The organism is Yersinia aldovae ATCC 35236 (genome assembly GCF_000173735.1).
Classification (GTDB): domain Bacteria; phylum Pseudomonadota; class Gammaproteobacteria; order Enterobacterales; family Enterobacteriaceae; genus Yersinia; species Yersinia aldovae.
Map to the genome: position 1 here is coordinate 1 of NZ_ACCB01000039.1, position 23,808 is coordinate 23,808.

Consider the following 23,808-nt stretch of genomic DNA (forward strand, 5'->3'; position numbering starts at 1 on the left):
GGACGAAGGGGAAATTTGTTGATTGACTCATTTCTCGGTGGGCTGGACAATCCCTCGCGCCTGAGCTTTGGGTTTTAACCAACGGACAAATTTATGGAAGCCTATTTATTACATTTACTGACACAATCACTGGCTTTCACGCTATTTGTCGTCATGTTTGTGACTTTTCTCGAATCTTTAGCATTGGTGGGAATGTTACTGCCCGGCACCGTGATGATGACCAGTGTGGGGGCGTTGATCGGCAGTGGCGAAGTGGGGTTCTATTCTGCCTGGGCTGCTGCTACAGTGGGTTGCCTGCTGGGGGACTGGATCTCGTATTTCATTGGCCGCCACTTCAAAGAGCCGTTGCACCGTTGGTCTTTTTTGAAAAAGCATAAATCAATGCTGGATAAAACCGAACATGCGCTGCACAACCACAGTATGGCTACCGTGCTACTAGGGCGTTTTATTGGCCCGGCGCGGCCAATCGTGCCGATGGTGGCGGGGATGCTGAACCTGCCGCCAGCAAAATTCGCCTTGCCTAATGTGATTGGTTGTCTAACGTGGCCTCCGCTCTATTTTTTCCCCGGTATACTGGCCGGGGTTGCTATTGATATTCCGCCGAGTGCCAACAGCTATATGTTTAAGTGGTTGCTATTCGCGGTAGTGATGCTTATTTGGTTGGCGCTGTGGCTGTCATGGCGCTGGTGGCGTTTTGGTAAGCGCAGCCCAGACCGTTTGAGCAAATGGCTGCCATTAGCCCACCTGCGCTGGGTGGCGGTGTTGTCGATTATGGTGGCGATTGCCAGCTTTACCTGGTTGCATATGCAGCCCATCATGCCGGTTTATCGCCATCTGTTATGGAAGGTGCTGGCCGGTCAGTGAGTTTGGTTATACGAGTGATAGTTGCCTAACTACGGCTGGGTAGCAATGCCCAGCACACTGGCTTCGGGAGCCGAACCGCTAACCAGTGCCTGAGTGGGGCCGTCGTAGTAAATACGCCCATCGACAACCAATAACGTGCGATCAGCGATACGGGCGGCATCATCCAGATTGTGCGACACCATCAACAGCGTCAGTTGGCGATGGTCACACACCTGAGCGACCAATTGCAGCATTTCATTGCGCAGTGCCGGATCGAGCGCAGAAAACGGCTCATCCAGTAGCAAGATAGGCTGGCTGCGCACCAGGCAGCGTGCCAATGCCGCTCGCTGGCGTTGACCGCCGGAAAGCTGCGCCGGTAACCGCTCAAGGCAATCTTCCAATCCCACCTGTTGGGCAATCTGGCGTAATAGCAATTTTTGCTCATGGCTGAGTTTCAGCCCCGGATGCAAGCCCAGCCCGATATTCTGTTCGACGGTCAAATGTGAGAACAGGTTGTTCTCCTGAAACAGCATCGATACTGGCCGTTCGGCGGGGGGAGTTGCGGTGTGATCCTGACAATTCAGTAATATACGGCCACTGGCAGGGGGGAGAAACCCCGCAATCAGGCTCAACAGCGTGCTTTTGCCCGCGCCACTTGGCCCAAGAATGGCGACTCGTTCACCGGCTTGAAGACGTAAATCAAAACGCATCGGCAAGTGGTCGTACACATAGGTGATTTTCTCAAGCTTTAGCATGGCGGCTCGGCAGTTTTTCAATAAGAGTAAACAGCAGGAAACACAGTAATAGCAGCAACAGAGCAGTCACTGCGCCATCATTGCTGCGATAAGACCCTATCTGCTGATAAAGATAAAATGGCAAGGTACGGAAGTGTTCGTTACCAAACAATGCCACTACGCCAAAATCACCAATCGATAACACGCTGGCAAAGGCCAATGCTTGCGCCAACGGGCGTTTTAGCGCGCGTAATTCAATATAGCGCACGCGGTGCCAGCCACTGATATCCAGTGATAAACACAGTGGTGTGTAACGCTCGGCCAGATCGCGCATCGGGTTTTCCAACACTTTTAGCGCGTAAGGCACGGCCATTAGGGCGTTGGTTAGGATAACCAGCCCGTAAGGGGATTGTGGCAAACCTACGGTATCATTCAGCACCAGGAAAAGCCGGTTGCCAGCACAATGCCTGGCATCGCCAGAATCACCATACCACTGGCTTCCAACGCCTGCCCATAAGCTGCTTGTTGGCGTAATTTCAGCTCACGACTGCTCCACAGCAGCATCATGGTTAAGGTGACACACAGTAATCCTGCACCGATGGCGATGATTAATGAGGTAAAGAAAGCCTGCCACAGCGCGGGTTGCTGTAACACAGTGAGCATCGCCTGATTACTGCCGTCAATGATAACCGCCAACAGCGGTGGCACCATCAATAGCAATGCCGCGCCAATTAACACGGTATCGCTAATGCGTGACCACCGCGTGTCTTGCAGATTGCGCCATAGCTGGCCGTGAGTATTCCCTACCGCCAGCACCGAATTTAGCCGTTGGCTCAATACCACCAAGCCAAGGCAACAGCCCAGTTGAATCAGTGCTAATAACGCCGCGCGGCCCAAGTCATAGTCATAACTGAGCGCCTGATAGATAGCCAGTTCGATGGTGGTGGCTTGCGGCCCGCCACCCAGTGAGAGCACTGTGGCAAAGCTGGCAAAACAGAGCATAAAAATCAGCGCAGCAGTGGGTAGGATTTGGCGGCGCAGATAAGGCCACTCAACCCAGCGAAAGCGCTGCCAACCATTCATACCCAGTTGTGCGGTCAACTGGCGTTGCTCAACGGCGATGCTTTCCAGTGATTGCAACAGCAAGCGTGTTGCCAGTGGCATATTAAAGAAGATATGCGCCAGCAAAATGCCCTGTAAGCCATAAGGTGAGAAGCGATAATCTACTCCAAACCAACCAAAAAGCTGTGCCAGCCAGCCCTGACGACCATAGACTGTCAGGATGCCAAATAGCGCGACCAGTACCGGTAACACCAGTGTCATGGCACATAAGCGCAGCATCAATTGGCGGCCAGGGAAGCGGCGGCGGTACACGGCTCGTGCTAAGAAAATGGCAGGGATTACCGACAATATGGCGGATAAGAACGCTTGCCAGAAGGTGAAGCGAATCACATGCCACAGGTAGCTGTCATGCCAAATGCTCTGCCAATCTGCGGCAGGCGCGTAACGCCAGACCGCGCTGAATGCCAGTAGTGCAACACCGACGATTAGCCCTGCGGCCAGCAGGCCCGGCCACAACCAGGGCGCGATTAGCGGCTGACGGCGGATTGCCATGCTTGAATCCATTTAGTGCGATTATCAGCCACGTCTTTAGCATCAAACTGCAATGCTTTTTGTGGCACGGTGAGGGTGTCAAACCCAGCCGGCAACTCCATTTTAATCACCGGATACATCCAATTACCGGTAGGAATATGGTCCTGGAATGCTGGCGTCACAATAAATTGCATAAAGCGCTGTGCCAGTTTCGGTTGTTTGCTGGCAGCAACCTGGCCTGCTACTTCAACTTGCAGGTAGTGGCCTTCACTGAAATCAGCGGCGGCATAGTGACTTTTTTTCTCTTCAATCAGATGGTAAGCCGGAGAGGTAGTGTAACTCAGCACCAGATCCCCTTCACCTTTTAGGAACAGGCCATAAGCTTCGCTCCAACCTTTGGTGACGGTGACCGTTTTCTGCGCCAATTGTTGCCATGCTTGCGGGGCTTTATCGCCATACACTTTCTGCATCCACAACATTAAACCAAGCCCCGGTGTGCTGGTGCGCGGGTCTTGATAAATCACTCTCCACGGCTCTTTGCTACTGACCAGTTCTTGCAGACTTTTCGGTGGGTTTTTCAGTTTGTTTTTGTCATACACAAAGGCGAAATAGCCATAATCGTAAGGGACAAACGTTTTGTTGTGCCACTTTTCCGGCAGGGTCAGATGGCTGGTATCTACCTGACTTGGCGCGAATAACCCAGTTTGCTCTGCTGCCTGCACCAGATTGTTATCCAGCCCTAAAATTACATCGGCCTGACTGTTTTTCCCTTCCATTCGCAGCCGATTGAGCAGTGATACGCCATCTTCCAACGCCACAAATTTCAACTGACAATCGCATTCCGCTTCAAACGCTTTTTTGATGGCAGGCCCTGGCCCCCAGTCGGCAGCAAAAGAGTCATAAGTGTAAACCGTCAGCGTCGGTTTATCGGCGGCCACCGCAGCGGCAGAGATCAAAAACAAGCAGGGAATAATGCGTTTAAACACTTTGCACTCCTTAACAATAAAGGTGGCAAAGGTATCTGAGGCGATAAATAACAGCGCTATCATGAGAATACGGCGTTATCTTTCTCAAATCCCTCCGCCGGTGTTAACCGGATCAGGTTCGACGGGTTTGCTCTCAGCGAAAAAACTTACTGCGATTAGGTTTATTTAGGATTGGGCAGTACTCGAAATCTTTACGTACCAGGTGTACGCTCCGGTTTCTGCGTGCTGTCTGCCTCCAATTGAACCGACTTCGCGGCGTTTTGTTTCATTGTTAATGGAATGAGCCAGCATGAATTCTGGATATGACCACAACCGTTTTTCCGCACCCCGTTGAGACGCCGCCATTGTAGAGATTAATTCGAGCAGGTGAAAGGGCATTGTTGGTCGGTAAGATGTTTGTGAGTGAGGAAATGCAGTAAATAACACTGCAATTTTAAATGCGAACGGGATATTAATAAATCAGATTATCGCTCGAGTTATAATCTTAAAATACAGAGATAAACCCGCGTAAATGCTGAAATATCCCTGTGCGGGCAGGGAGTGCAGTGATAGTTGTTGGAATATAAGATATTATCCATTGTCTGTGGTTTTAATTATGGATGACACTTTATGGATATTTATTTAAATAGAAGGGAAAGGGACAATAACTACTTTTTGGCGCTGGCACAGTCGGCGGCTAATGACCTCATTAAAACGGCTAAAATTGTTTCCTCCCGTCACATTAAGGATTTTTTCCTTAAAGCGAGATTTTAAAACGAAATAAAGCAACTGTCAGATGGTAATCTGAACATTATTCGCAATGCGAAAAGCGATGCGGAGTGCCGTGCTGCAATCAGTAATATCAAAGAGGAATGTGCCAATATCGAAAGGCAAGGCACTATGCTTTCTCTGGATAGAGCGAAAGTCTATATAACGATTAATATGGAAAAATATAATAATGAAATTGGTTATACCATAAATGCCATTGGTATTGTCACGAGTGCTCTCCAGATGAACACAGGCTTTGGGCTTATCATTAAGTCTGGTTTTACTCTGGGAAAATTAGCAGGGGCACATTTAGCCGTAAGTGGTGCCAGTACAGCGGCTGAAAATTTTCTCCGTCTGCTGGGCGATAATGAGTATACTGGCGTTATGGAGAAAGGGTACAGAGCTACTGCTAAGTTTATGGGATTTGACCCAAAATTTGGATCTATGGCTTATCATATCTGTTGATATGGCATCATCGCTGTATGGTATGCTTGCTCTGAGTTTAAAGCCTGATGTATTGCGATTGTTTAGATATATCCCTAGCGATTACTATAGAAATATCACCAAAATGAGTCAGGGCGCTTTATTCCTAAAATTTGCTGGTGCCGGAAATAAAATACGTATTATTTCAGATATAAATAACCGCGAAGATGCAAACTATTTTTAATGAAGCTTAAGGGGAGTTACTCCCCTTTATTCTTATTTTTTAAAAATCTGTATGCTTTAAAAGATAATTTCATTGGGGTAATCAAGTTTATACAGAAAAAGGAAAATATCGTAATAACCAGATAAACGGATAGTTCAATTAAAACTGGCTTGGTAACGATGAGTGGATATAGTAGTAAAACTAACAAAATGCAAAAGCAGCTAGGAATAAATCTTTTCTTTAAATCAAGAATGAGTGATTCCAATGTATCACCTTCATTGGAATACTCAGCGGTCAGAAATTTCTTTAATCTATTGACTTCTTTTTCCGTAAAACCGTTAGCTAACAGTTCTTTCTCCATTTCTATATCTGTCACCGCGCTATCTCCTTATTCTGCGTCAGTTGGTATTATATCGTTAAGGAGATGGTGCCGTCCAATGTATTAATTGAAGTTGTTATTATCAACATCCCCGCAGGGTATTATTCTCCGCAGGGAAAGTGAATAGAGTTTTAAGCCTCCGGCGGTGTAAACCAGGCCGATTTGAAATCAAACCAACCGAGGGTGTTCATCCGCACTCCGCGCATACTGTGCTGGCCGTATAATTCTAACCAATGATGGAACAACGGATGAAATTGATGCTGGCTGACCAATCGCTGGCTCCAATCCGCCATTGGCAGCGTATTATTGCGCCACGATTCGACATCCTGATGCAGCTCTTCATCCAGACAATATTGAAGCAACGGCAGCTCATACAATGTCGCAAACAGCGAGAACTCCAGCGGCAGATAAAAGTTGGCGCTGCCAAGCCAGATATCACTTTGCGCATTTCCCTGATACCAACTGGCGTAATCCAATACCTGTATTTTTAGTGTTACCCCCTGAGCGGCCAGCAAGGTGGTTAATGTCTGGCTGATGGCGTCAAACTCAGAGTGCTCGCTGTAAAAGGTCAATGTCAGTTCGGTTACGCCTTCCGGTTTCGGTTCCAGTGCGGTCAGCCGGTTATGATGCCAGCGTGGCAGTATACCGTAGGCCGGTGACCAGTAGCGTTGATAGAAGGGATCAGCGTGGCTGAGCAGGGCAACGGGCGTTATTAACTCACACAACCAGCGGCGAATCTCCGGTGTGCTGGTTAGCGCTGAACGTTGGTCAAATAGCAGAAAATAGCAGCCTTCCTCCAGCCGGCTTTCTAGCTCATTTTTGCCGGTATCGTCAGCTTGTAGCTGCACGCCGGAATAAACTAATTCCTCTGACAGCTCTGGTAGCACCCAGATATTGACCTCATCTATCAGTGCGCGGAAACCAAAATAATTGTCAAATGCCTGAATTTTCAATTGGCTATGATGATTTCTCAGCACAGAGTAAGGGCCAGTACCGATAGGGTGACGGCGAAAATCAGGTTGTTCTTCCCACTCTTTGGGTAAAATCATGGCGTGAACGCTCCCTAATAACCACGGCAACCAGTGGTCAGGGCAACTGAGATGGATATCAATCACATAGGGGGTTGGCGAGCGCACAGCGGTGATATGAGAGAACAAAGGCTGTGGGATCAGGCGGGTTAAGCTGCTGATCACATCAATCATTTCCAGTTCACGGCCATGATGAAAATGAATGGCCGGGCGCAAATAAAAACGCCAATGCAACGGGCTGATGGCTTGCCAATGATGGGATAAGTCCGGTTCCAGTTCCCCATTTTCCTCATTTATCCGTGTCAGACCGTTAAAAATCTGCCGCACTATATGGGTTTCGGATCGCCGTAACGCGGTGCCGGGGAGCAGGTTCTGAAGTGGGCGATAATAGAGTACCCGCAGGATATGTTTCCCCTGCCGGAAGCTGCGACCTAGCTGGGATAGCAGCATTTGTCGTACTGCTTTTTTATCACCGACCAACTGCACTAACTGATCAATATGGTCTTGCTCCAATAACTCTTCGGCCCGCTGTTGTTGCAGTGCCAGGCCGGAATAGAGGAAGGTCAGTTGTGAGCGTTTACCACGGCCCGCTTCAGCCTGCCAGCTCAGCCAACCCTCTTGCTGCATACTGCTCAGCAGCGATCGCACATGGCGGCGCGAACAACTGAGCACGTCCGCCAGCTCCTGTAAGGTGGTGTCCGTTGGCTGACCACTATAACGTTGCCAGAGACGAATAAACTGCTGTTGCAGGCGTGAGGCTGACATAAAAGAGGAACTCCACGGCAAATTTCATCAATTTTTCTTTCCCTATATTAGGCCGATACTGGTTGCCATTGAAAGCAGGTTATTGCCGCAATGCTGGTGCAATCACAACCATACCCGGCATCTTTCAAGTTGCAGATGTGCTAGCGACGCTCGCTTGCCGCCTTCCTGCACCTTGAAATCTATTGGATATCGCGGGAGGAATAAGATGATTTTTAATTTACAACGCTATTCCACTCATGATGGCCCCGGTATTCGCAGTGTAGTGTTTCTCAAAGGGTGCTCGTTGAGCTGCCGTTGGTGCCAAAACCCGGAAAGCCGCTCACCGAAACCGGAGGTTTTGTTTGATTCGCGCCTGTGTTTATCTGGCTGTGAATTGTGTCAACAGACCTGCCCACAGGCGATCCAGCGCGTTGATGATCAAATTGAGATCTCTCGCCAACGACTTGATAAAGAAGATATTCAGGCGCTAACCGAGCGTTGCCCGAGTGGTGCTTTGACGGTATGTGGCAGCTCAATTGATATTGATGCCACGATGGTAACACTGCTGCGGGATATGCCGTTTTATCGGCGCAGCGGCGGCGGTGTCACGCTCTCCGGTGGCGAGCCATTTATGCAGCCTGACATCGCGGCTGAATTATTACAGCGCTGCCATCGGCTTGGTATTCACACCGCAGTTGAGTCCTGCCTGCATACGCCGTGGCGCTATATCGCCCCTTCTTTGCCGTGGCTTGATGTGATGCTGGCGGACTTAAAACATACTGATGAGCACCGTTTTCACCAATGGACGGGCGGTTCGGCTAAACGGGTGATGGACAACTTTCGCAAGTTAGCGGCAGCAGGCACCCATATCACGGTGCGAGTGCCATTGATCCCCGATTTCAATGCGGATCGCCACTCGATACAAGGGATCGTCGATTTTGCCGCTGATGAGATAGGCGTGAAAGAGATCCATTTTTTGCCTTACCACACGTTGGGTATCAACAAGTATGCGCTGCTGGGTGAAACCTATCGGGCAGCAAATACTCCTTTGGACGCGCCTGAACTGCTTCACTTCGCGGAAAGTTATGCCCGTGATAAAGGTTTGAGCGCAATTTTACGAGGATAACGCGATGACCACTCTTGATTTGGTAACCTTAAGCGAACGGACGAAGCTGCATAAAAATGCACTGATCCACATTGTGAAGCCACCGGTGTGTACCGAACGAGCGCAGCATTATACCGAAGTATATCAGCAGCATCAGGACAAACCTCTCCCCGTCAGGCGCGCCTTGGCGCTGGCGCATCATTTACAGCTTCGCACCGTCTGGATCAAAAATGATGAGCTGATTATCGGTAATCAGGCCAGCCAACTGCGCGCTGCGCCAATTTTCCCTGAATACACCGTGAGTTGGATTGAAAACGAAATTGATGAGCTGGCCGATCGCCCCGGTGCCGGTTTCTCGGTCAGTGCAGCAGATAAAGCGGTATTACATCGTATCTGCCCGTGGTGGCGCGGCCAGACGGTACAAGATCGCTGTTACGGCATGTTTACCGATGAGCAAAAAGCGTTGCTGGCAACCGGCATCATAAAAGCGGAGGGCAATATGACCTCGGGTGATGCGCATTTGGCAGTTAACTTCCCGTTATTGCTGGAAAAAGGGCTAGATGGCCTGCGTAGTAAAGTGGCTGGCCGCCGCGAACGGCTGCAACTGACTGACTGGAGCGATTTGCATAAAGAACAATTCCTCAAAGCCATTGATATTTCATTGGCGGCGCTGAGCGAACATATTGAACGTTATGCAGCGCTGGCACGGCAAATGGCACAAGAAGAGTCGCGTGACTGGCGGCGTATTGAGCTACAAACTATCGCCGAAAACTGTATTCTGATTGCTCATCAACCGCCGCAGACTTTCTGGCAAGCCTTGCAGTTATGCTATTTCATTCAGTTGATGCTGCAAATTGAATCTAACGGTCATTCCGTCTCCTTTGGCCGCCTCGACCAATACCTCTATCCGTGGTATCGCCGTGACGTGGAGCTGGAAAATACCCTCAACCGCGAAAAAGCTATCGAGATGCTGCATAGCTGTTGGTTGAAGTTGCTGGAAGTGAACAAGATCCGTTCCGGTTCGCACTCTAAAGCCTCGGCAGGCAGCCCGCTGTATCAGAATGTCACTATCGGCGGGCAGAAACTGGTGCAGGGCAAAGCAATCGACGCGGTTAACCCGCTCTCTTATGCGGTGCTGGAATCTTGCGGGCGCTTACGTTCGACTCAACCGAACCTGAGTGTGCGCTACCATGCCGGTATCAGTGATGATTTCCTCGATGCCTGTGTGCAGGTGATCCGCTGCGGCTTTGGTATGCCCGCATTTAATAATGACGAGATTGTTATTCCCGAATTTATCAAATTGGGTGTAGAACCGCAGGATGCCTACGATTACGCCGCGATCGGGTGTATTGAAACGGCGGTGGGCGGTAAATGGGGTTATCGCTGTACCGGCATGAGTTTTATTAACTTTGCCCGCGTGATGCTGGCGGCGTTGGAACAAGGCCGTGATGCGACATCCGGACAGGTATTTTTGTCACAAGAGCAAGGTTTGTCGCAGGGCAATTTTAGCGATTTCTCTCAGGTGATGGCGCAGTGGGATGCGCAGATTCGCTACTACACCCGCAAATCTATCGAGATAGAGTGTGTAGTGGATACGGTATTGGAAGAGAACGCCCACGATATCGTCTGTTCGGCGTTGGTGGATGATTGCATTGAGCGCGGTAAAAGTATCAAACAGGGCGGGGCGCGCTACGATTGGGTTTCCGGCTTGCAGGTGGGTATTGCCAATTTGGGTAATAGTCTGGCAGCGGTGCGTAAACTGGTGTTTGAACAACAACTTATCAGTCAGCCGCAACTGGCAACAGCGTTAGCCAATGACTTTGCCGGTTTGAACGGTGAACAATTGCGCCAGCATCTGATTAATTCAGCACCAAAATACGGCAATGACGTTGATGATGTCGACCAACTGTTAGTGCGCGCTTACCAAACGTACATTGATGAGCTAAAGCAATATCACAATACTCGCTTTGGTCGTGGCCCGATAGGTGGTACCTATTATGCCGGGACGTCCTCTATTTCTGCCAACGTGCCATTCGGTGCGGCGACGATGGCTACACCGGATGGACGTAAAGCCCATAGCCCGCTGGCAGAAGGGGCCAGCCCGGCCTCCGGCACTGACCATCTGGGGCCAACCGCCGTGTTCAATTCACTGGCGAAATTGCCGACCGCCTCGATTCTTGGCGGGGTGTTGCTCAATCAAAAACTGAATCCGTCCACATTGGACAACCCGCGTGACCGGGAAAAGCTGATGCTGATGCTGCGCACCTTCTTTGAGGAGTATCTGGGCTGGCATGTGCAGTACAACATTGTCTCACGCGAGACACTGCTTGAAGCCAGGCAACATCCAGATCGTTACCGCGATTTGGTGGTGCGGGTTGCCGGTTACTCAGCGTTCTTTACCGCGCTATCACCCGATGCGCAGGACGATATTATTGCCCGCACCGAGCATACTTTGTGATGTGTGGTAACTGTTATTGATGTTTGTTGTGTGAACGGAGTCTGGCTATACCGAGTACCAAAAATTTCTGAGTAATGGTGATTTTCACCAGCCAGTGGTTTATACCACTGGTTTTTTTATCCTGCGACCTTGATGCCGGGTGGTGAACCGCATCAATGATTTTGATATGAAATTTATGCGGCTCATCTATTTTTTTCTATATAAATCTGCGCGCTTCTGTAGCATAGCGTTTAATCGCTGTTTCTGGCGCTGGAGCCTGGAATGAAATCTGCATTAACCTTTTCCCGCCGTATTAACCCGGTATTTCTCGCTTTCTTTGTGGTGGCTTTTCTCTCCGGTATCGCGGGGGCATTGCAGGCACCCACGTTGAGCTTATTCTTGAGCACTGAAGTGAAAGTGCGCCCACTGTGGGTCGGATTGTTTTATACCGTGAATGCTATTGCTGGGATAACGGTGAGCTTTGTATTGGCTAAACGCTCTGATCTACGCGGCGATCGGCGTAAGTTGATTATAGTTTGTTACCTGATGGCGGTGGGGAACTGCCTGTTATTTGCCTTCAATCGTGACTACCTAACACTGATTACCGCCGGTGTTCTGTTAGCTTCAGTCGCCAACACCGCCATGCCGCAGATTTTCGCTTTAGCGCGGGAATATGCCGATAGCTCAGCCCGCGAAGTGGTGATGTTCAGTTCGATTATGCGTGCGCAGCTCTCATTGGCTTGGGTTATCGGGCCGCCATTGTCATTTATGCTGGCGCTGAATTATGGCTTTACGCTGATGTTCTGTATCGCTGCCGGTATTTTTGTTCTTAGTGCGCTGGTGGTGTGGTTTATTTTGCCTTCGGTACCGCGAGTAGCGCCGGTCACCGATGCTCCTGCCGTGACCCAGACCAGCCTATTTGCGGATAAAGACGTGTTGCTGCTGTTTATCGCCTCAATGTTGATGTGGACGTGCAATACCATGTATATCATTGATATGCCGTTGTATATCACGGTGAATTTGGGGTTGCCGGAACGGTTGGCGGGCTTACTGATGGGAACTGCCGCCGGGCTGGAAATCCCTATCATGCTGTTGGCGGGTTATTCGGTCAGGCGCTTTGGTAAACGTAACATCATGCTGTTTGCGGTACTGGCGGGCGTGCTGTTTTATACCGGGTTGGTGCTGTTTAAATTCAAAACTGCGTTGATGTTATTGCAGGTTTTTAATGCCATATTTATTGGTATCATCGCCGGTATCGGTATGCTCTATTTTCAAGATTTAATGCCAGGTAGGGCTGGGGCGGCAACGACTCTGTTTACCAATAGCATTTCCACGGGCGTTATTCTGGCCGGGGTGCTGCAAGGCGTATTGACCGAAACATGGGGGCATAACGCGGTGTATGTGGTGGCGATGGGGTTGGCAATATTGGCGCTCATTATCTGTGCGCGGGTGCGCGAAGCATAGTGCACCCGCGTACGGTGGTCATTATTTCAAAAATGCCGGTTGCTGTTTTTCATATGCTGAAATATGGCCTTCATGCTGCAACGTCAGGCCAATACTGTCCAGGCCATTGATCATACAATGGCGGCGGAAACTGTCTATTTCAAAAGCGTAACTTTCCCCTCCGGCATTCACTGTTTGCTGCTCTAAATCGACAACAAACTCGATGCCCTCATTATCGCTAACCAACTGGAATAAGGTATCGATATCCGTTTCGTTTAGTGTTACCGGTAATAATTGATTATTAAATGAGTTGCCGTAAAAAATATCAGCGAAGCTTGGTGCGATAACCACTTTAAAACCAAAATCGGTTAATGCCCACGGCGCATGTTCGCGCGATGAGCCACAGCCGAAATTCTCACGAGCCAACAGGATGGTTGCGCCCAGATAGCGAGGCCGGTTCAGCACAAACTCAGGGTTGGGCACTTTGCCGGCGTCATCGAGAAAACGCCAGTCGTTAAACAGGTGCTGACCAAAACCGGTGCGCGTCACTTTTTGCAAAAACTGTTTTGGGATAATCGCGTCGGTATCGACGTTTGCCGCATCTAACGGTGCGACCAAACCCCTATGTTGAGTAAAACCAGTGTGTTGAGTAGATTTAGTCATAGTGGTGTCTCCGTTAGTGGGTGGCGGCTTCTAAGTCGCGAACATCAGCAAAATGACCACTGACAGCGGCGGCGGCGGCCATTGCCGGGCTAACCAAATGTGTGCGGCCACCACGGCCCTGACGGCCTTCAAAGTTACGGTTGCTGGTGGAGGCACAACGCTCTCCGGGTTCCAGACGGTCGTTGTTCATCGCCAAACACATGGAACAACCGGGCAAACGCCACTCAAAACCGGCTTCGATAAAGATTTTATCCAAACCTTCTGCTTCGGCTTGTGCTTTCACCGGGCCGGAGCCGGGTACTACAATGGCTTGCACGCCGGTTGCGACTTTACGCCCTTGCGCCACTGCGGCTGCGGCACGTAAATCTTCAATGCGCGAGTTGGTGCAAGAACCGATAAAGACCTTATCAATTGCCACTTCGGTTAATTTGATGCCGGGGCGCAAGTCCATATAAGCCAAGGCTTTTTCCGCCGAAGCGCGTTCAACCGGATCACTGAATGATTCTGGCGATGGGATAATGTCATTCACCGCAATCACCTGACCCGGATTGGTGCCCCAGGTCACTTGTGGCGCGATATCAGCGGCATCTAAGGTGACGATGGTATCGAATTTGGCATCAGCATCAGATTTCAAGGTGCGCCAGTAGGCTACGCCTTGTTCCCATTGCTCGCCGGTCGGGGCGAATTGACGGCCTTTTAAATAGTTAAAAGTCGTGTCGTCCGGTGCGACCAAACCCGCTTTAGCACCCATTTCAATGGCCATATTGCACAATGTCATGCGGCCTTCCATGCTCAGCGCTGCAATCGCGCTGCCACAGAATTCCACCACATGGCCGGTGCCGCCCGCGCTGCCGGTTTTGCCGATAATCGCCAACACGACATCTTTGGCGGTAATACCTGCGCCAACATCGCCGTTGACTTCGATTTTCATGGTTTTGGCTCGGCCCTGTTTCAGGGTTTGGGTGGCCAACACATGTTCGACTTCTGAGGTGCCGATACCAAATGCCAGTGAGCCAAACGCACCGTGGGTTGCAGTGTGCGAGTCACCACAAACGATGGTCATGCCCGGTAAGGTCATGCCTTGTTCCGGGCCAATCACATGGACGATGCCTTGGAATGGGTGGTTTAGGTCATACAAAGAGATGCCAAACTCAGCACAGTTCTTCATCAGTTCCTGCATCTGGATACGGGCCATTTCACCGCTGGCATTGATATCTTTAGTCTGGGTTGAAACGTTGTGGTCCATGGTGGCAAAGGTTTTACCCGGCTGACGCACCGGGCGATTCATGGCACGCAAGCCATCAAAGGCCTGCGGAGAGGTCACTTCATGTACTAAATGGCGATCGATATACAACAGCGGGGTTTCATTCTGCGCTTCGTAAACGATATGCGCATCATACAGTTTTTGATATAAGGTCTTGCCCATTTTATACCCCCTCCGCCACGAATTTAGCGATGATATCGCCCATTTCGTTGGTACCAATTGCTGTGCCATCACCGGCCAAATCAGCAGTGCGATAACCTTGTTCCAATGCTTGGTTGATGGCGTTTTCGATAGCCGCCGCCGCATCGTCTTTACCTAAACTAAAGCGCAACAACAGGGCTAAAGAGAGAATTTGCGCGATGGGGTTGGCAATGTTTTTGCCCGCGATATCGGGTGCAGAACCGCCAGCCGGTTCATATAAACCGAAACCTTGTTCGTTCAGGCTGGCCGACGGCAACATGCCCATAGAGCCGGTAATCATGGCGCACTCATCAGACAAAATATCGCCAAACAAGTTAGAACACAGCAGCACATCAAACTGGGAAGGGTCTTTAATTAACTGCATGGTGGCGTTATCGATATACATATGGGATAACGTAACATCTGGATAGTCCGCCGCAATAGCGGTAACGACTTCACGCCACAGAATGGAACTCTGCAACACATTGGCTTTATCAATAGAGGTGACTTTGCCACGGCGTTTACGCGCTGATTCAAACGCAATGCGGGCAATGCGTTCAATTTCAAAGCGATGGTAAACTTCGGTATCAAAAGCACGTTCATACTGGCCCTGGCCTTCACGACCTTTCGGTTGGCCGAAATAGATACCGCCGGTTAATTCACGCACACACAGAATATCGAAACCTTTCGCTGCGATATCACTGCGCAATGGGCAGAAATCTTCTAATCCTTGATACAAGCGCGCTGGGCGCAAGTTGCTGAATAATTTAAAGTGCTTGCGCAGTGGTAACAACGCGCCGCGTTCTGGTTGTTCCGCCGGTGGCAAATGCTCCCATTTTGGGCCGCCTACCGAGCCAAACAAGATAGCGTCAGCCTGTTCACATCCGCTGACTGTCGCTGCCGGTAATGGGCTACCGTGACGGTCAATAGCTGCGCCACCGACATCATAAACACTGGTTGAAATCCTGATATCGAAACGCGCGCGTACCGCATCCAATACTTTATGTGCCTGAGCCATTACTTCAGGGCCAATGCCATCTCCGGGTAAAACGGCAATATGATAAGTCTTAGTCATGTTCACACCATTTCCTGATTATTTTGTTGCAAGCGCTGCTTCTCGATTTCTACCTGATGAGCGCGCCAGATGTTATTTAATACGTGAACCAACGCTTTAGCCGATGACTCGACAATGTCGGTTGCCAGGCCCACACCGTGGAAGCGGCGGCCTTTGTAGGCGACGACGATATCAACCTGACCCAATGCGTCTTTACCCTGGCCGTTGGCCGACAGTTGATATTTCACCAGCTCAATGTCATAACCGGTAATGCGATTGATGGCCTGATATACTGCATCAACCGGGCCATTACCTGTGGCGGCTTCTGATTTGATTTCTTCACCACAGACCAATTTCACCGATGCGGTCGCCATCACACTAGAACCAGACTGCACACTGAAATAGTCCAAACGGTAATGCTCTGGTTCTTCCTGCTGCTTATTGATGAAGGCTAACGCTTCCAGGTCGTAATCAAACACCTGACCTTTCTTATCTGCCAGCTTCAGGAACGCATCGTATAAGGAATCCAAATTGTAATCTTTATCCTGATAACCCATTTCTTCCATACGGTGTTTGACCGCAGCACGACCTGAACGGGAGGTCAGGTTCAACTGCACTTCTTTCAAACCGATGGATTGCGGTGTCATGATTTCGTAGTTTTCGCGATTTTTCAGCACGCCATCCTGATGAATACCGGATGAGTGAGCGAAAGCATTACTGCCGACAATGGCTTTATTAGCAGGTATTGGCATGTTGCATAACTTACTGACCAACTGGCTGGTACGATAAATCTCTTGATGATTGATATTGGTATGCACGCCCAACATCTTTTCACGCACTTTAATCGCCATGATCACTTCTTCCAGTGAACAGTTACCGGCGCGTTCGCCCAAACCATTAATCGTGCCTTCAACCTGACGCGCCCCGGCTTGCACTGCGGTAATGGAGTTGGCAACCGACATGCCTAAATCGTCATGGCAATGGACAGAGATAATGGCTTTATCAATATTCGGTACACGCTCATACAAGTCAGTGATGATTTCGCCGAATTGATAAGGCGTGGTGTAACCGACGGTATCAGGGATATTGATGGTTGTGGCACCGGCATTGATCGCGGCTTCTACGATGCGGCACAGGTTATCAATAGGGGTGCGGCCAGCATCTTCACAAGAGAATTCAACATCATCAGTATAGTTGCGGGCGCGTTTCACCGAGTGAACCGCCATCGCTAACACATCATCAAATGAGCGCTTTAATTTAGATTCGATATGTAAAGTGGATGTCGCCAAAAACACATGAATACGAAAGGCTTCGGCAATACGCAAAGCTTCTGCGGCGACATCAATATCCTTGTCTACACAGCGAGCCAGGGCACAAACGCGGCTGTTTTTGACTTGCTGAGCGATGGTGCGAACTGACTCAAAATCGCCAGGTGAGGAAACCGGGAAACCGACTTCCATGACATCGACACCCATTCTTTCCAATGCTAACGCGATTTGCAGCTTCTCTTTAACACTCAGGCTGGCTTGCAATGCTTGTTCACCGTCGCGCAATGTTGTATCGAAAATAATGACTTGTTGGCTCATAGGTTGTTCCTTGTCGTGTTTACATTTGCGCTTAGCGGGTAAAAAAAAACCCGCGCATTTGCGCGGGCTTGTTAATCTTGATGGCTGAATCAGTTCTGATTTCCGTCCACCAACATACCGCGCAAAAGGGATGCGTTAAGTAGTAGGCTTAGTAGACGGGTAGTGTAGAACATAATTTTTCAGCTTCTCATTGGTCAAAATAATGCGTTACCTAAATTGATACGTGAATTCTGTGGGTATGTCAACATTTGTTTAAAATGGCGGCTTCAACTGGTTGTATAGATCACGGCTTCCTTCGTTTGGAGTAAAAATCTAAAAAAATAACCTATGCAGAATTAAATGTTATTTGTAATGACATTGTGTTTTTATTTGTTCGGTATAATGAATATTAATTGGATTATTGTGCTTTAACGGAACTTGAGGACTCTTCCAACCTGTTTATCCGATGCAGCTGATAACGGGATAGCTCACGGGAATATTTTTTTTGGTACTATAGATGCAAGCGATAATGAGAAGGCATAATGAGACAGATTGTTAATCTGGGTGAATTAACAAAAAACCTTATTGTCTTTTTTATATATGTATTATGAATGTTTATAACCATTAACTGAACATCCAGTTTTGTCTGCTAGTTAGGTATATTACAATCACGCTTATTAATTATAATTAGCTTGAATGGAATGAATTAATTTATTCAATGTAATTGTGGTTATGATTAAGAACTAATAAGGTTTAATTGATGAATTTATTATTTATTAATGGCATAGTTGTCAATCATCTCATTTTATGATGTGATCATATCGTTGATTTTATTACTGGTATTTATAAAGCAATGGTTTGGTGTTATTAAAGTGAATTAGTTTAGGCTGCTATGTAAGGGACTCTATATAGATGGCTTATTCATGTATTAATCTATGGAGAATTGCTGACAGAAGAATGCATTAGGTGTGATTTTTACTTTCACTCCTATACAAGGATGAGACTCAATCTTACCGAATAAAAGCAAGGTTGAGCATATTGGTATCATTAATATTAAGAGTTAAACGATATTTTTAAGTAACTATAAATATCAGTGCGGCTTTTTATTAATCTCACCATCTGCATAAAGCTTATTGGAGTTAAGCATGTCTGAACACAACTTAGTAAACGATGATCAAGGGACTAAAAAAGAATGTGGTGAGGTTCACTTAAGAAGTGTTGACCTCAATTTATTAACAGTTTTTGATGCAGTGATGCAAATGCATAATGTCACTCGTGCCGCCCAGTTTTTGGGAATGTCTCAGCCTGCGGTAAGTAATGCTGTCGCCCGATTGAAAATTATGTTCAACGATGAACTGTTTGTCCGCTATGGTCGTGGTATACAGCCGACAGCCAGAGCTCGTCAGCTTTTTGGCCCTGTTCGCCAGGCTTTGCAGTTAGTGCAAAATGAGTTGCCGGGGGCGGGTTTCGAGGCAAAAAACAGTGAACGTGTGTTTAATTTATCAATTTGCAGTCCTTTAGATATCAGGCTGACGGCGCAAATCATACAACGGGTAAAGCAATTGGCACCGAACGTACAGCTCATTATCCGATCTTATCTTAATGACAACATCGAACATCAATTACGTTACCAGGAAACTGAGTTTGTTATTAGCTACACTGAGTTTGAGCGCCCGGACTTTCATCACATCTCATTGTTTAATGATGAATTAGTTTTGGCGGTGTCTAAAGATCACCCAAGAATTGGTGATTCAATCACTCAAAAACAACTGTTGTCAGAATCACATGCTGTAGTGTCATTGGATAGAATGGGGTCTTTCAGTGAGCCTTATTATGAGTCAACAGCAAGTTCTCAACGGATTGCTTATGAAAGTACAGATATGAATAGTGTGCTTAATATTGTTTCTCAAACTTATTTTGTTGCCATAGCCCCTCGTTGGTTGGTGCAAAAATATTGTGAACCACTCAACTTGAAACTGATTGCTTTACCTGTGGAAGAAACATATCGGGCATGTTATCTCACATGGCATGAGTCCACGGATCGAGATAAGGGTCATCAATGGATGAAAGAGTTACTTAGCCAATTTAGTCTCCCCGCTTAATTTTTGGCGTTAAGTCCTGCTACTTAAGTAATATAATTATTGGTGGCAGGCAATCATTTATCCTGAAACTACTGCCACATTATTTTGTACTCAACCCTTTCTCCGATCAGCCTAATGCGATGGTTCATGCCGCTTTGCTTTATCACCTCAATGTTTGTTTTTTTTCTATCAAACTCAATTTCAGCTCACACTTCTACGCCGAATTTTATTTGCGATAACCTAAAGAGTGGGTAGACTGCGCGAAAAAAAGTGAACAGGTGTAAGCTGAATGCCAACAGGCAAAGAGTGGCGGTACACTTTAACGAATGATTTCCCAGCGAGCTGCGATGTTATGACCCAAATAGTAGAGCAATACCACCTTGTACGACGGCTGCGCGAGCAAATCAGCCAGCGTGCTGATCAGATAGCTTTCCGCGAATGGTCGCCAGAAGGCGAAAAACAGCTTACCTGGCAACAAGTTGACACTCATGTCACCCGGATTTCTGCTGCACTGCTCTCTTTGGGAGTGGGAATTCAAGAGCGCGTAGGGATTTTTGCTAATAACAGCATGGCCTGGTCGTTAGCGGATTTGGCTATTTTGCAGTTGCGTGGCGTGAGTGTGCCACTGTATGCCACCAATACCACTGCGCAGGCAGCTTATGTGGTCAATGATGCGGATGTGCGTATTCTCTTTGTCGGTGGACAGAAGCAGTTTGATATTGCTCTGACACTGAGATCACTTTGCCCGCAGTTGGTGCAGATTATTGCATTGGAATCCTCAGTCGATTTACGTGGCTGTGGATATGCTCAGCATCTGGCTGATTTCGAGCAACAATCAAACGCGGTCCAGCTGCATCTACTCACCAGCCGTATTGAGAGTTGTGATTTAGACGATCTGTTTACGCTGATTTATACCTCCGGCACCACCGGAGAGCCTAAAGGTGTGATGCTGGATTACCGCAATATGGCGGCTCAACTTTATCTGCACGATCAGCGTTTAACCCTGACAGCACAAGATGTCTCCCTTTGTTTTCTGCCGTTATCTCATGTGTTTGAACGGGCCTGGAGCTGCTATGTGATGCATACCGGCGCGCAAAACGTCTATATCCGTGATACCGATTGGGTGCGGCCCGCAATGCAGGCGGTAAAACCGACGGTCATGTGTGCGGTGCCTCGTTTCTACGAGAAAGTCTTCAGCGCCATCAATGATAAAGTCGCGTTGGCAAAATGGCATCGCCGGATGTTATTCCGTTGGGCTGTAGGCCGTGGCGAGCGTAAGTTCCAATGCCTACAGCGTGGGCAAAAGCCATCCTTGTTGTCTGGGCTGGTGCACAAACTGGCTGATCGCTTGGTATTGAGCAAATTACGCGCTGTGCTCGGGGGGCGAGTGCGGTTCTTACCGGCTGCCGGTGCGCGGCTGGATGATAATATTATCCTTTTTTTCCAAGCGATTGGCGTCAATATCAAGTACGGCTATGGCATGACGGAAACCTGTGCCACGGTTTCTTGCTGGGAAGAGAACGACTTTCGATTTGGTTCTATCGGCAAGCCTCTGCCGGGTATTGATGTGCGACTGGGTGCAGAAAATGAAATTCAGGTGCGTGGCCCGATTGTCATGCGTGGTTATTTTAATAAGCCACAAGAGACGGCAGAGTCGTTTACCGATGATGGCTGGCTCAAAACCGGTGATGCCGGGGTGCTGGATGCACAAGGGAATCTGTTTATCACCGAACGGCTGAAAGATTTGATGAAAACCTCCGGTGGCAAATACATTGCGCCGCAAATGCTCGAAGGCACGCTCGGGCAGGATCGTTTTATCGAGCAAATCGCGGTTATTGCCGATACCCGCAAGTTTGTATCGGCGCTGATTGTGCCGTGTTTTGAGTCGTTGGAAGAGTATGCCCGTTCAATCAATCTGAAATACCATAGTCGATTGGAATTATTGCGTCATAGCCATATCGTCAGCCTGTTTGAGCAACGGCTAAAAGAGATGCAAAAAGAGCTGGCGCTGTTTGAACAGGTTAAGCGTTTCACGTTGTTACCACAGGCATTCACGATGGAAACCGGTGAGTTGACGCCCACCATGAAATTACGTCGTAAGATCATTCTCCAGCGTTATCAGAATGAAATTGATTCGATGTACCGCGATTAACCCATCATGCATCACGTCGCTGCCTGTGCGATGCGGGCAGCCGCTGTTTTTCTAAACGCCCAACCGCTTTATTTATTGGCATCATGCCGCTTCACGGCTTTTTCTTCTGTGGGTAGATAAAAAGTATTAGCCTGATTTAGTTCTATAATTAATGGTTAATGTGGTGTTAAGCGCAGGGTTAATGATACTCAGGCAGTGTTTTATTTTTTTGATGAGCGGAAATTCAGTTGGTCGTCAACACCATTGCCTGTTGTGTCGAGAATTGCTGTTTGCCTGCCAGAAATTCTGACGTTATGTTAATAAGTTGGTTGCGTTAATAACGATCTAATCATAACTAATAAGAATAGGACGGCGGGGCGTTGTGCCTTTCCTACCGGATTGTGTGGAAATGACTTCCCGCAGTCCAATGAGCAAACTAAGCCTGGAGGCAAAACCCATGGAGATGTTGTCAGGAGCCGAGATGGTGGTCCGATCGTTAATCGATCAGGGCGTTAAGCATGTATTCGGTTATCCCGGCGGGGCCGTACTTGATATCTACGATGCCCTGCACACGGTCGGAGGCATCGATCACGTGCTGGTGCGCCACGAACAAGGTGCGGTTCACATGGCCGATGGCTATGCACGGGCAACCGGTGAGGTGGGGGTGGTGCTGGTGACTTCAGGCCCCGGTGCGACGAATGCGATTACCGGTATCGCCACCGCTTACATGGATTCAGTGCCGATGGTAGTGCTCTCCGGTCAGGTGCCAAGCTCGTTGATTGGCTTTGACGCTTTTCAGGAATGCGACATGGTGGGGATCTCCCGCCCAGTCGTGAAACACAGCTTTCTGGTGAAACGCACTGAAGATATTCCAACCGTACTGAAAAAAGCCTTCTATCTGGCCTCAACTGGCCGCCCTGGGCCGGTGGTGATCGATTTACCAAAAGACATCGTTGGCCCGGCGGTAAAAATGCCTTATGCCTACCCTGAACAGGTCAGCCTGCGCTCTTATAACCCAACGGTGCAAGGCCATCGTGGGCAGATTAAACGTGCGTTGCAAACTATTTTAGCGGCTAAAAAGCCGATTATGTATGTCGGCGGCGGGGCAATTAATGCGGCCTGTCATGAAGAGTTACTGACGTTGGCTGAGACGTTGAATTTGCCGGTAACCAGTTCCCTGATGGGGCTGGGGAGTTTCCCTGGTACGCACCGCCAAAGTGTGGGTATGCTGGGGATGCACGGCACGTTTGAAGCCAATATGGCGATGCACAATACGGATCTGATTTTTGCCGTTGGCGTGCGCTTTGATGACCGTACCACCAATAATCTGGAAAAATATTGTCCGGATGCCACTGTGGTACACATTGATATTGATCCGACCTCCATTTCGAAAACCGTCAACGCCGATATCCCAATAGTGGGTGATGCCAAACAAGTTCTGGTACACATGCTGGAGTTGTTACCTCAGATCGATTGCGCGCAGGATTGTGATAGCTTGCGCGATTGGTGGCAATCCATTGAACAATGGCGTGCACGCAGTTGCCTGAGCTACAGCAAAGACAGCGGTAAAATCAAGCCGCAGGCAGTGATCGAAGCCTTACACCGTCTGACCCAGGGCGATGCTTATGTCACCTCCGATGTCGGTCAACACCAGATGTTCGCCGCACTCTACTATCCATTTGATAAACCACGCCGTTGGATCAACTCAGGTGGCCTGGGGACGATGGGTTTTGGCTTACCGGCAGCACTTGGCGTTAAGCTGGCGTTACCCAATGAGACGGTAGTTTGTGTCACCGGCGATGGCAGTATCCAGATGAATATTCAGGAATTATCCACCGCACTGCAATATAACTTGCCGGTGTTGGTGCTGAACCTGAATAACCGCTATCTTGGCATGGTGAAGCAGTGGCAGGACATGATCTATTCGGGCCGTCACTCGCAGTCCTATATGGATTCTCTGCCTGATTTCGTCAAATTGGCAGAAGCCTATGGTCATATTGGTGTTTCTATCCGCACACCGGATGAGCTGGAAAGCAAACTGGCTGATGCATTGACACAACTATCCGAGACTAATCGTCTGGTATTTGTGGATGTGACTGTCGATGAAACAGAGCATGTTTACCCGATGCAGATTCGCGGTGGTGGCATGGACGAAATGTGGCTTAGCAAAACGGAGAGGACATAA

Annotated in this window: 15 protein-coding genes and 2 pseudogenes; 8 read left to right on the plus strand and 9 right to left on the minus strand. The window is 48.7% G+C overall.

The window, feature by feature from the left end; translation table 11 throughout:
• The first annotated feature begins 93 nt into the window (after positions 1-93).
• Positions 94-864 carry a DedA family protein gene (locus tag YALDO0001_RS15595; RefSeq protein WP_004704491.1) on the plus strand — a complete coding sequence of 257 codons (771 nt, stop codon included), beginning with the start codon at positions 94-96 and terminating at the stop codon, positions 862-864.
• Between the two features lie 29 nt (positions 865-893).
• Here the strand turns inward: YALDO0001_RS15595 and thiQ are convergent, their stop codons facing one another.
• The 3 genes and pseudogenes from thiQ to thiB all read right to left on the minus strand — a co-directional run bounded on the left by thiQ (position 894) and on the right by thiB (position 4,156).
• On the minus strand, positions 894-1,598 hold the full coding sequence (gene thiQ, locus YALDO0001_RS15600) for a thiamine ABC transporter ATP-binding protein ThiQ (RefSeq protein ID WP_042840255.1): 705 nt from the start codon (positions 1,596-1,598) through the stop codon (positions 894-896).
• Positions 1,585-3,191, minus strand: a pseudogene (thiP, locus tag YALDO0001_RS15605) (thiamine/thiamine pyrophosphate ABC transporter permease ThiP). Before thiP ends, thiQ begins: the two are co-directional and overlap by 14 nt.
• Positions 3,167-4,156, minus strand: coding sequence for a thiamine ABC transporter substrate binding subunit (thiB, locus tag YALDO0001_RS15610; protein ID WP_042840261.1), 990 nt, complete (start codon positions 4,154-4,156; stop codon positions 3,167-3,169). The pseudogene thiP and the gene thiB overlap by 25 nt, the downstream one beginning before the upstream one ends.
• A 609-nt stretch (positions 4,157-4,765) precedes the next feature.
• On the opposite strand from thiB, the pseudogene YALDO0001_RS20350 reads away from it, so the two are divergent.
• Positions 4,766-5,570: pseudogene (locus tag YALDO0001_RS20350) on the plus strand (DUF4225 domain-containing protein).
• A gap of 16 nt (positions 5,571-5,586) precedes the next feature.
• Here the strand turns inward: YALDO0001_RS20350 and YALDO0001_RS15620 are convergent.
• Both YALDO0001_RS15620 and sgrR read right to left on the minus strand, forming a co-directional pair.
• Positions 5,587-5,910 (minus strand): hypothetical protein, encoded by a 324-nt coding sequence (locus YALDO0001_RS15620; protein ID WP_004704499.1) that lies wholly within the window; start codon positions 5,908-5,910, stop codon positions 5,587-5,589.
• Between the two features lie 149 nt (positions 5,911-6,059).
• Complete coding sequence (sgrR, locus tag YALDO0001_RS15625; protein WP_004704500.1) at positions 6,060-7,721, minus strand: HTH-type transcriptional regulator SgrR; 1,662 nt, start codon at positions 7,719-7,721, stop codon at positions 6,060-6,062.
• Positions 7,722-7,926: 205 nt separating this feature from the next.
• Between sgrR and YALDO0001_RS15630 the strand changes: the two genes are divergently transcribed.
• From YALDO0001_RS15630 to YALDO0001_RS15640, 3 genes are all read left to right on the plus strand, one after another.
• Positions 7,927-8,826, plus strand: a complete 900-nt coding sequence (locus YALDO0001_RS15630; protein ID WP_004704501.1) for a glycyl-radical enzyme activating protein — start codon at positions 7,927-7,929, stop codon at positions 8,824-8,826.
• A gap of 4 nt (positions 8,827-8,830) precedes the next feature.
• On the plus strand, positions 8,831-11,263 hold the full coding sequence (locus YALDO0001_RS15635; protein WP_004704502.1) for a formate C-acetyltransferase/glycerol dehydratase family glycyl radical enzyme: 2,433 nt from the start codon (positions 8,831-8,833) through the stop codon (positions 11,261-11,263).
• Positions 11,264-11,524: 261 nt separating this feature from the next.
• A complete protein-coding gene (locus YALDO0001_RS15640) occupies positions 11,525-12,706 on the plus strand; it encodes a sugar efflux transporter (protein ID WP_004704503.1) in 1,182 nt (393 codons plus the stop codon).
• A gap of 21 nt (positions 12,707-12,727) precedes the next feature.
• Here the strand turns inward: YALDO0001_RS15640 and leuD are convergent, their stop codons facing one another.
• The 4 genes from leuD to leuA are packed head-to-tail and all read right to left on the minus strand — an operon-like array spanning position 12,728 to position 17,432.
• Positions 12,728-13,348, minus strand: a complete 621-nt coding sequence (gene leuD / locus YALDO0001_RS15645) for a 3-isopropylmalate dehydratase small subunit (protein ID WP_004704504.1) — start codon at positions 13,346-13,348, stop codon at positions 12,728-12,730.
• 13 nt (positions 13,349-13,361) lie between these two features.
• A complete protein-coding gene (leuC, locus tag YALDO0001_RS15650) occupies positions 13,362-14,774 on the minus strand; it encodes a 3-isopropylmalate dehydratase large subunit (RefSeq protein WP_004704505.1) in 1,413 nt (470 codons plus the stop codon).
• Position 14,775: 1 nt separating this feature from the next.
• Positions 14,776-15,867 carry a 3-isopropylmalate dehydrogenase gene (gene leuB, locus YALDO0001_RS15655; protein WP_004704506.1) on the minus strand — a complete coding sequence of 364 codons (1,092 nt, stop codon included), beginning with the start codon at positions 15,865-15,867 and terminating at the stop codon, positions 14,776-14,778.
• 2 nt (positions 15,868-15,869) lie between these two features.
• Positions 15,870-17,432 carry a 2-isopropylmalate synthase gene (leuA, locus tag YALDO0001_RS15660; RefSeq protein ID WP_004704507.1) on the minus strand — a complete coding sequence of 521 codons (1,563 nt, stop codon included), beginning with the start codon at positions 17,430-17,432 and terminating at the stop codon, positions 15,870-15,872.
• Positions 17,433-18,556: 1,124 nt separating this feature from the next.
• Here leuA and leuO point away from each other — a divergent pair.
• The 3 genes from leuO to ilvI all read left to right on the plus strand — a co-directional run bounded on the left by leuO (position 18,557) and on the right by ilvI (position 23,808).
• The gene (gene leuO, locus YALDO0001_RS15665; protein WP_004704508.1) at positions 18,557-19,513 is read left to right on the plus strand and encodes a transcriptional regulator LeuO; all 957 of its coding nucleotides are present in this window, start codon (positions 18,557-18,559) and stop codon (positions 19,511-19,513) included.
• A 331-nt stretch (positions 19,514-19,844) separates the two neighbouring features.
• On the plus strand, positions 19,845-21,644 hold the full coding sequence (locus YALDO0001_RS15670) for an AMP-dependent synthetase/ligase (RefSeq protein WP_004704509.1): 1,800 nt from the start codon (positions 19,845-19,847) through the stop codon (positions 21,642-21,644).
• Positions 21,645-22,080: 436 nt separating this feature from the next.
• On the plus strand, positions 22,081-23,808 hold the full coding sequence (ilvI, locus tag YALDO0001_RS15675; RefSeq protein WP_004704511.1) for an acetolactate synthase 3 large subunit: 1,728 nt from the start codon (positions 22,081-22,083) through the stop codon (positions 23,806-23,808).

Coding starts and splice junctions, on each gene's coding strand:
- YALDO0001_RS15595 (WP_004704491.1), top strand. CDS start 94: ATGGAAGCCTATTTATTACATTTACTGACACAATCACTGGCTTTCACG.
- thiQ (WP_042840255.1), bottom strand. CDS start 1,598: ATGCTAAAGCTTGAGAAAATCACCTATGTGTACGACCACTTGCCGATG.
- YALDO0001_RS15620 (WP_004704499.1), bottom strand. CDS start 5,910: ATGGAGAAAGAACTGTTAGCTAACGGTTTTACGGAAAAAGAAGTCAAT.
- sgrR (WP_004704500.1), bottom strand. CDS start 7,721: ATGTCAGCCTCACGCCTGCAACAGCAGTTTATTCGTCTCTGGCAACGT.
- YALDO0001_RS15630 (WP_004704501.1), top strand. CDS start 7,927: ATGATTTTTAATTTACAACGCTATTCCACTCATGATGGCCCCGGTATT.
- YALDO0001_RS15635 (WP_004704502.1), top strand. CDS start 8,831: ATGACCACTCTTGATTTGGTAACCTTAAGCGAACGGACGAAGCTGCAT.
- YALDO0001_RS15640 (WP_004704503.1), top strand. CDS start 11,525: ATGAAATCTGCATTAACCTTTTCCCGCCGTATTAACCCGGTATTTCTC.
- leuD (WP_004704504.1), bottom strand. CDS start 13,348: ATGACTAAATCTACTCAACACACTGGTTTTACTCAACATAGGGGTTTG.
- leuC (WP_004704505.1), bottom strand. CDS start 14,774: ATGGGCAAGACCTTATATCAAAAACTGTATGATGCGCATATCGTTTAC.
- leuB (WP_004704506.1), bottom strand. CDS start 15,867: ATGACTAAGACTTATCATATTGCCGTTTTACCCGGAGATGGCATTGGC.
- leuA (WP_004704507.1), bottom strand. CDS start 17,432: ATGAGCCAACAAGTCATTATTTTCGATACAACATTGCGCGACGGTGAA.
- leuO (WP_004704508.1), top strand. CDS start 18,557: ATGTCTGAACACAACTTAGTAAACGATGATCAAGGGACTAAAAAAGAA.
- YALDO0001_RS15670 (WP_004704509.1), top strand. CDS start 19,845: ATGACCCAAATAGTAGAGCAATACCACCTTGTACGACGGCTGCGCGAG.
- ilvI (WP_004704511.1), top strand. CDS start 22,081: ATGGAGATGTTGTCAGGAGCCGAGATGGTGGTCCGATCGTTAATCGAT.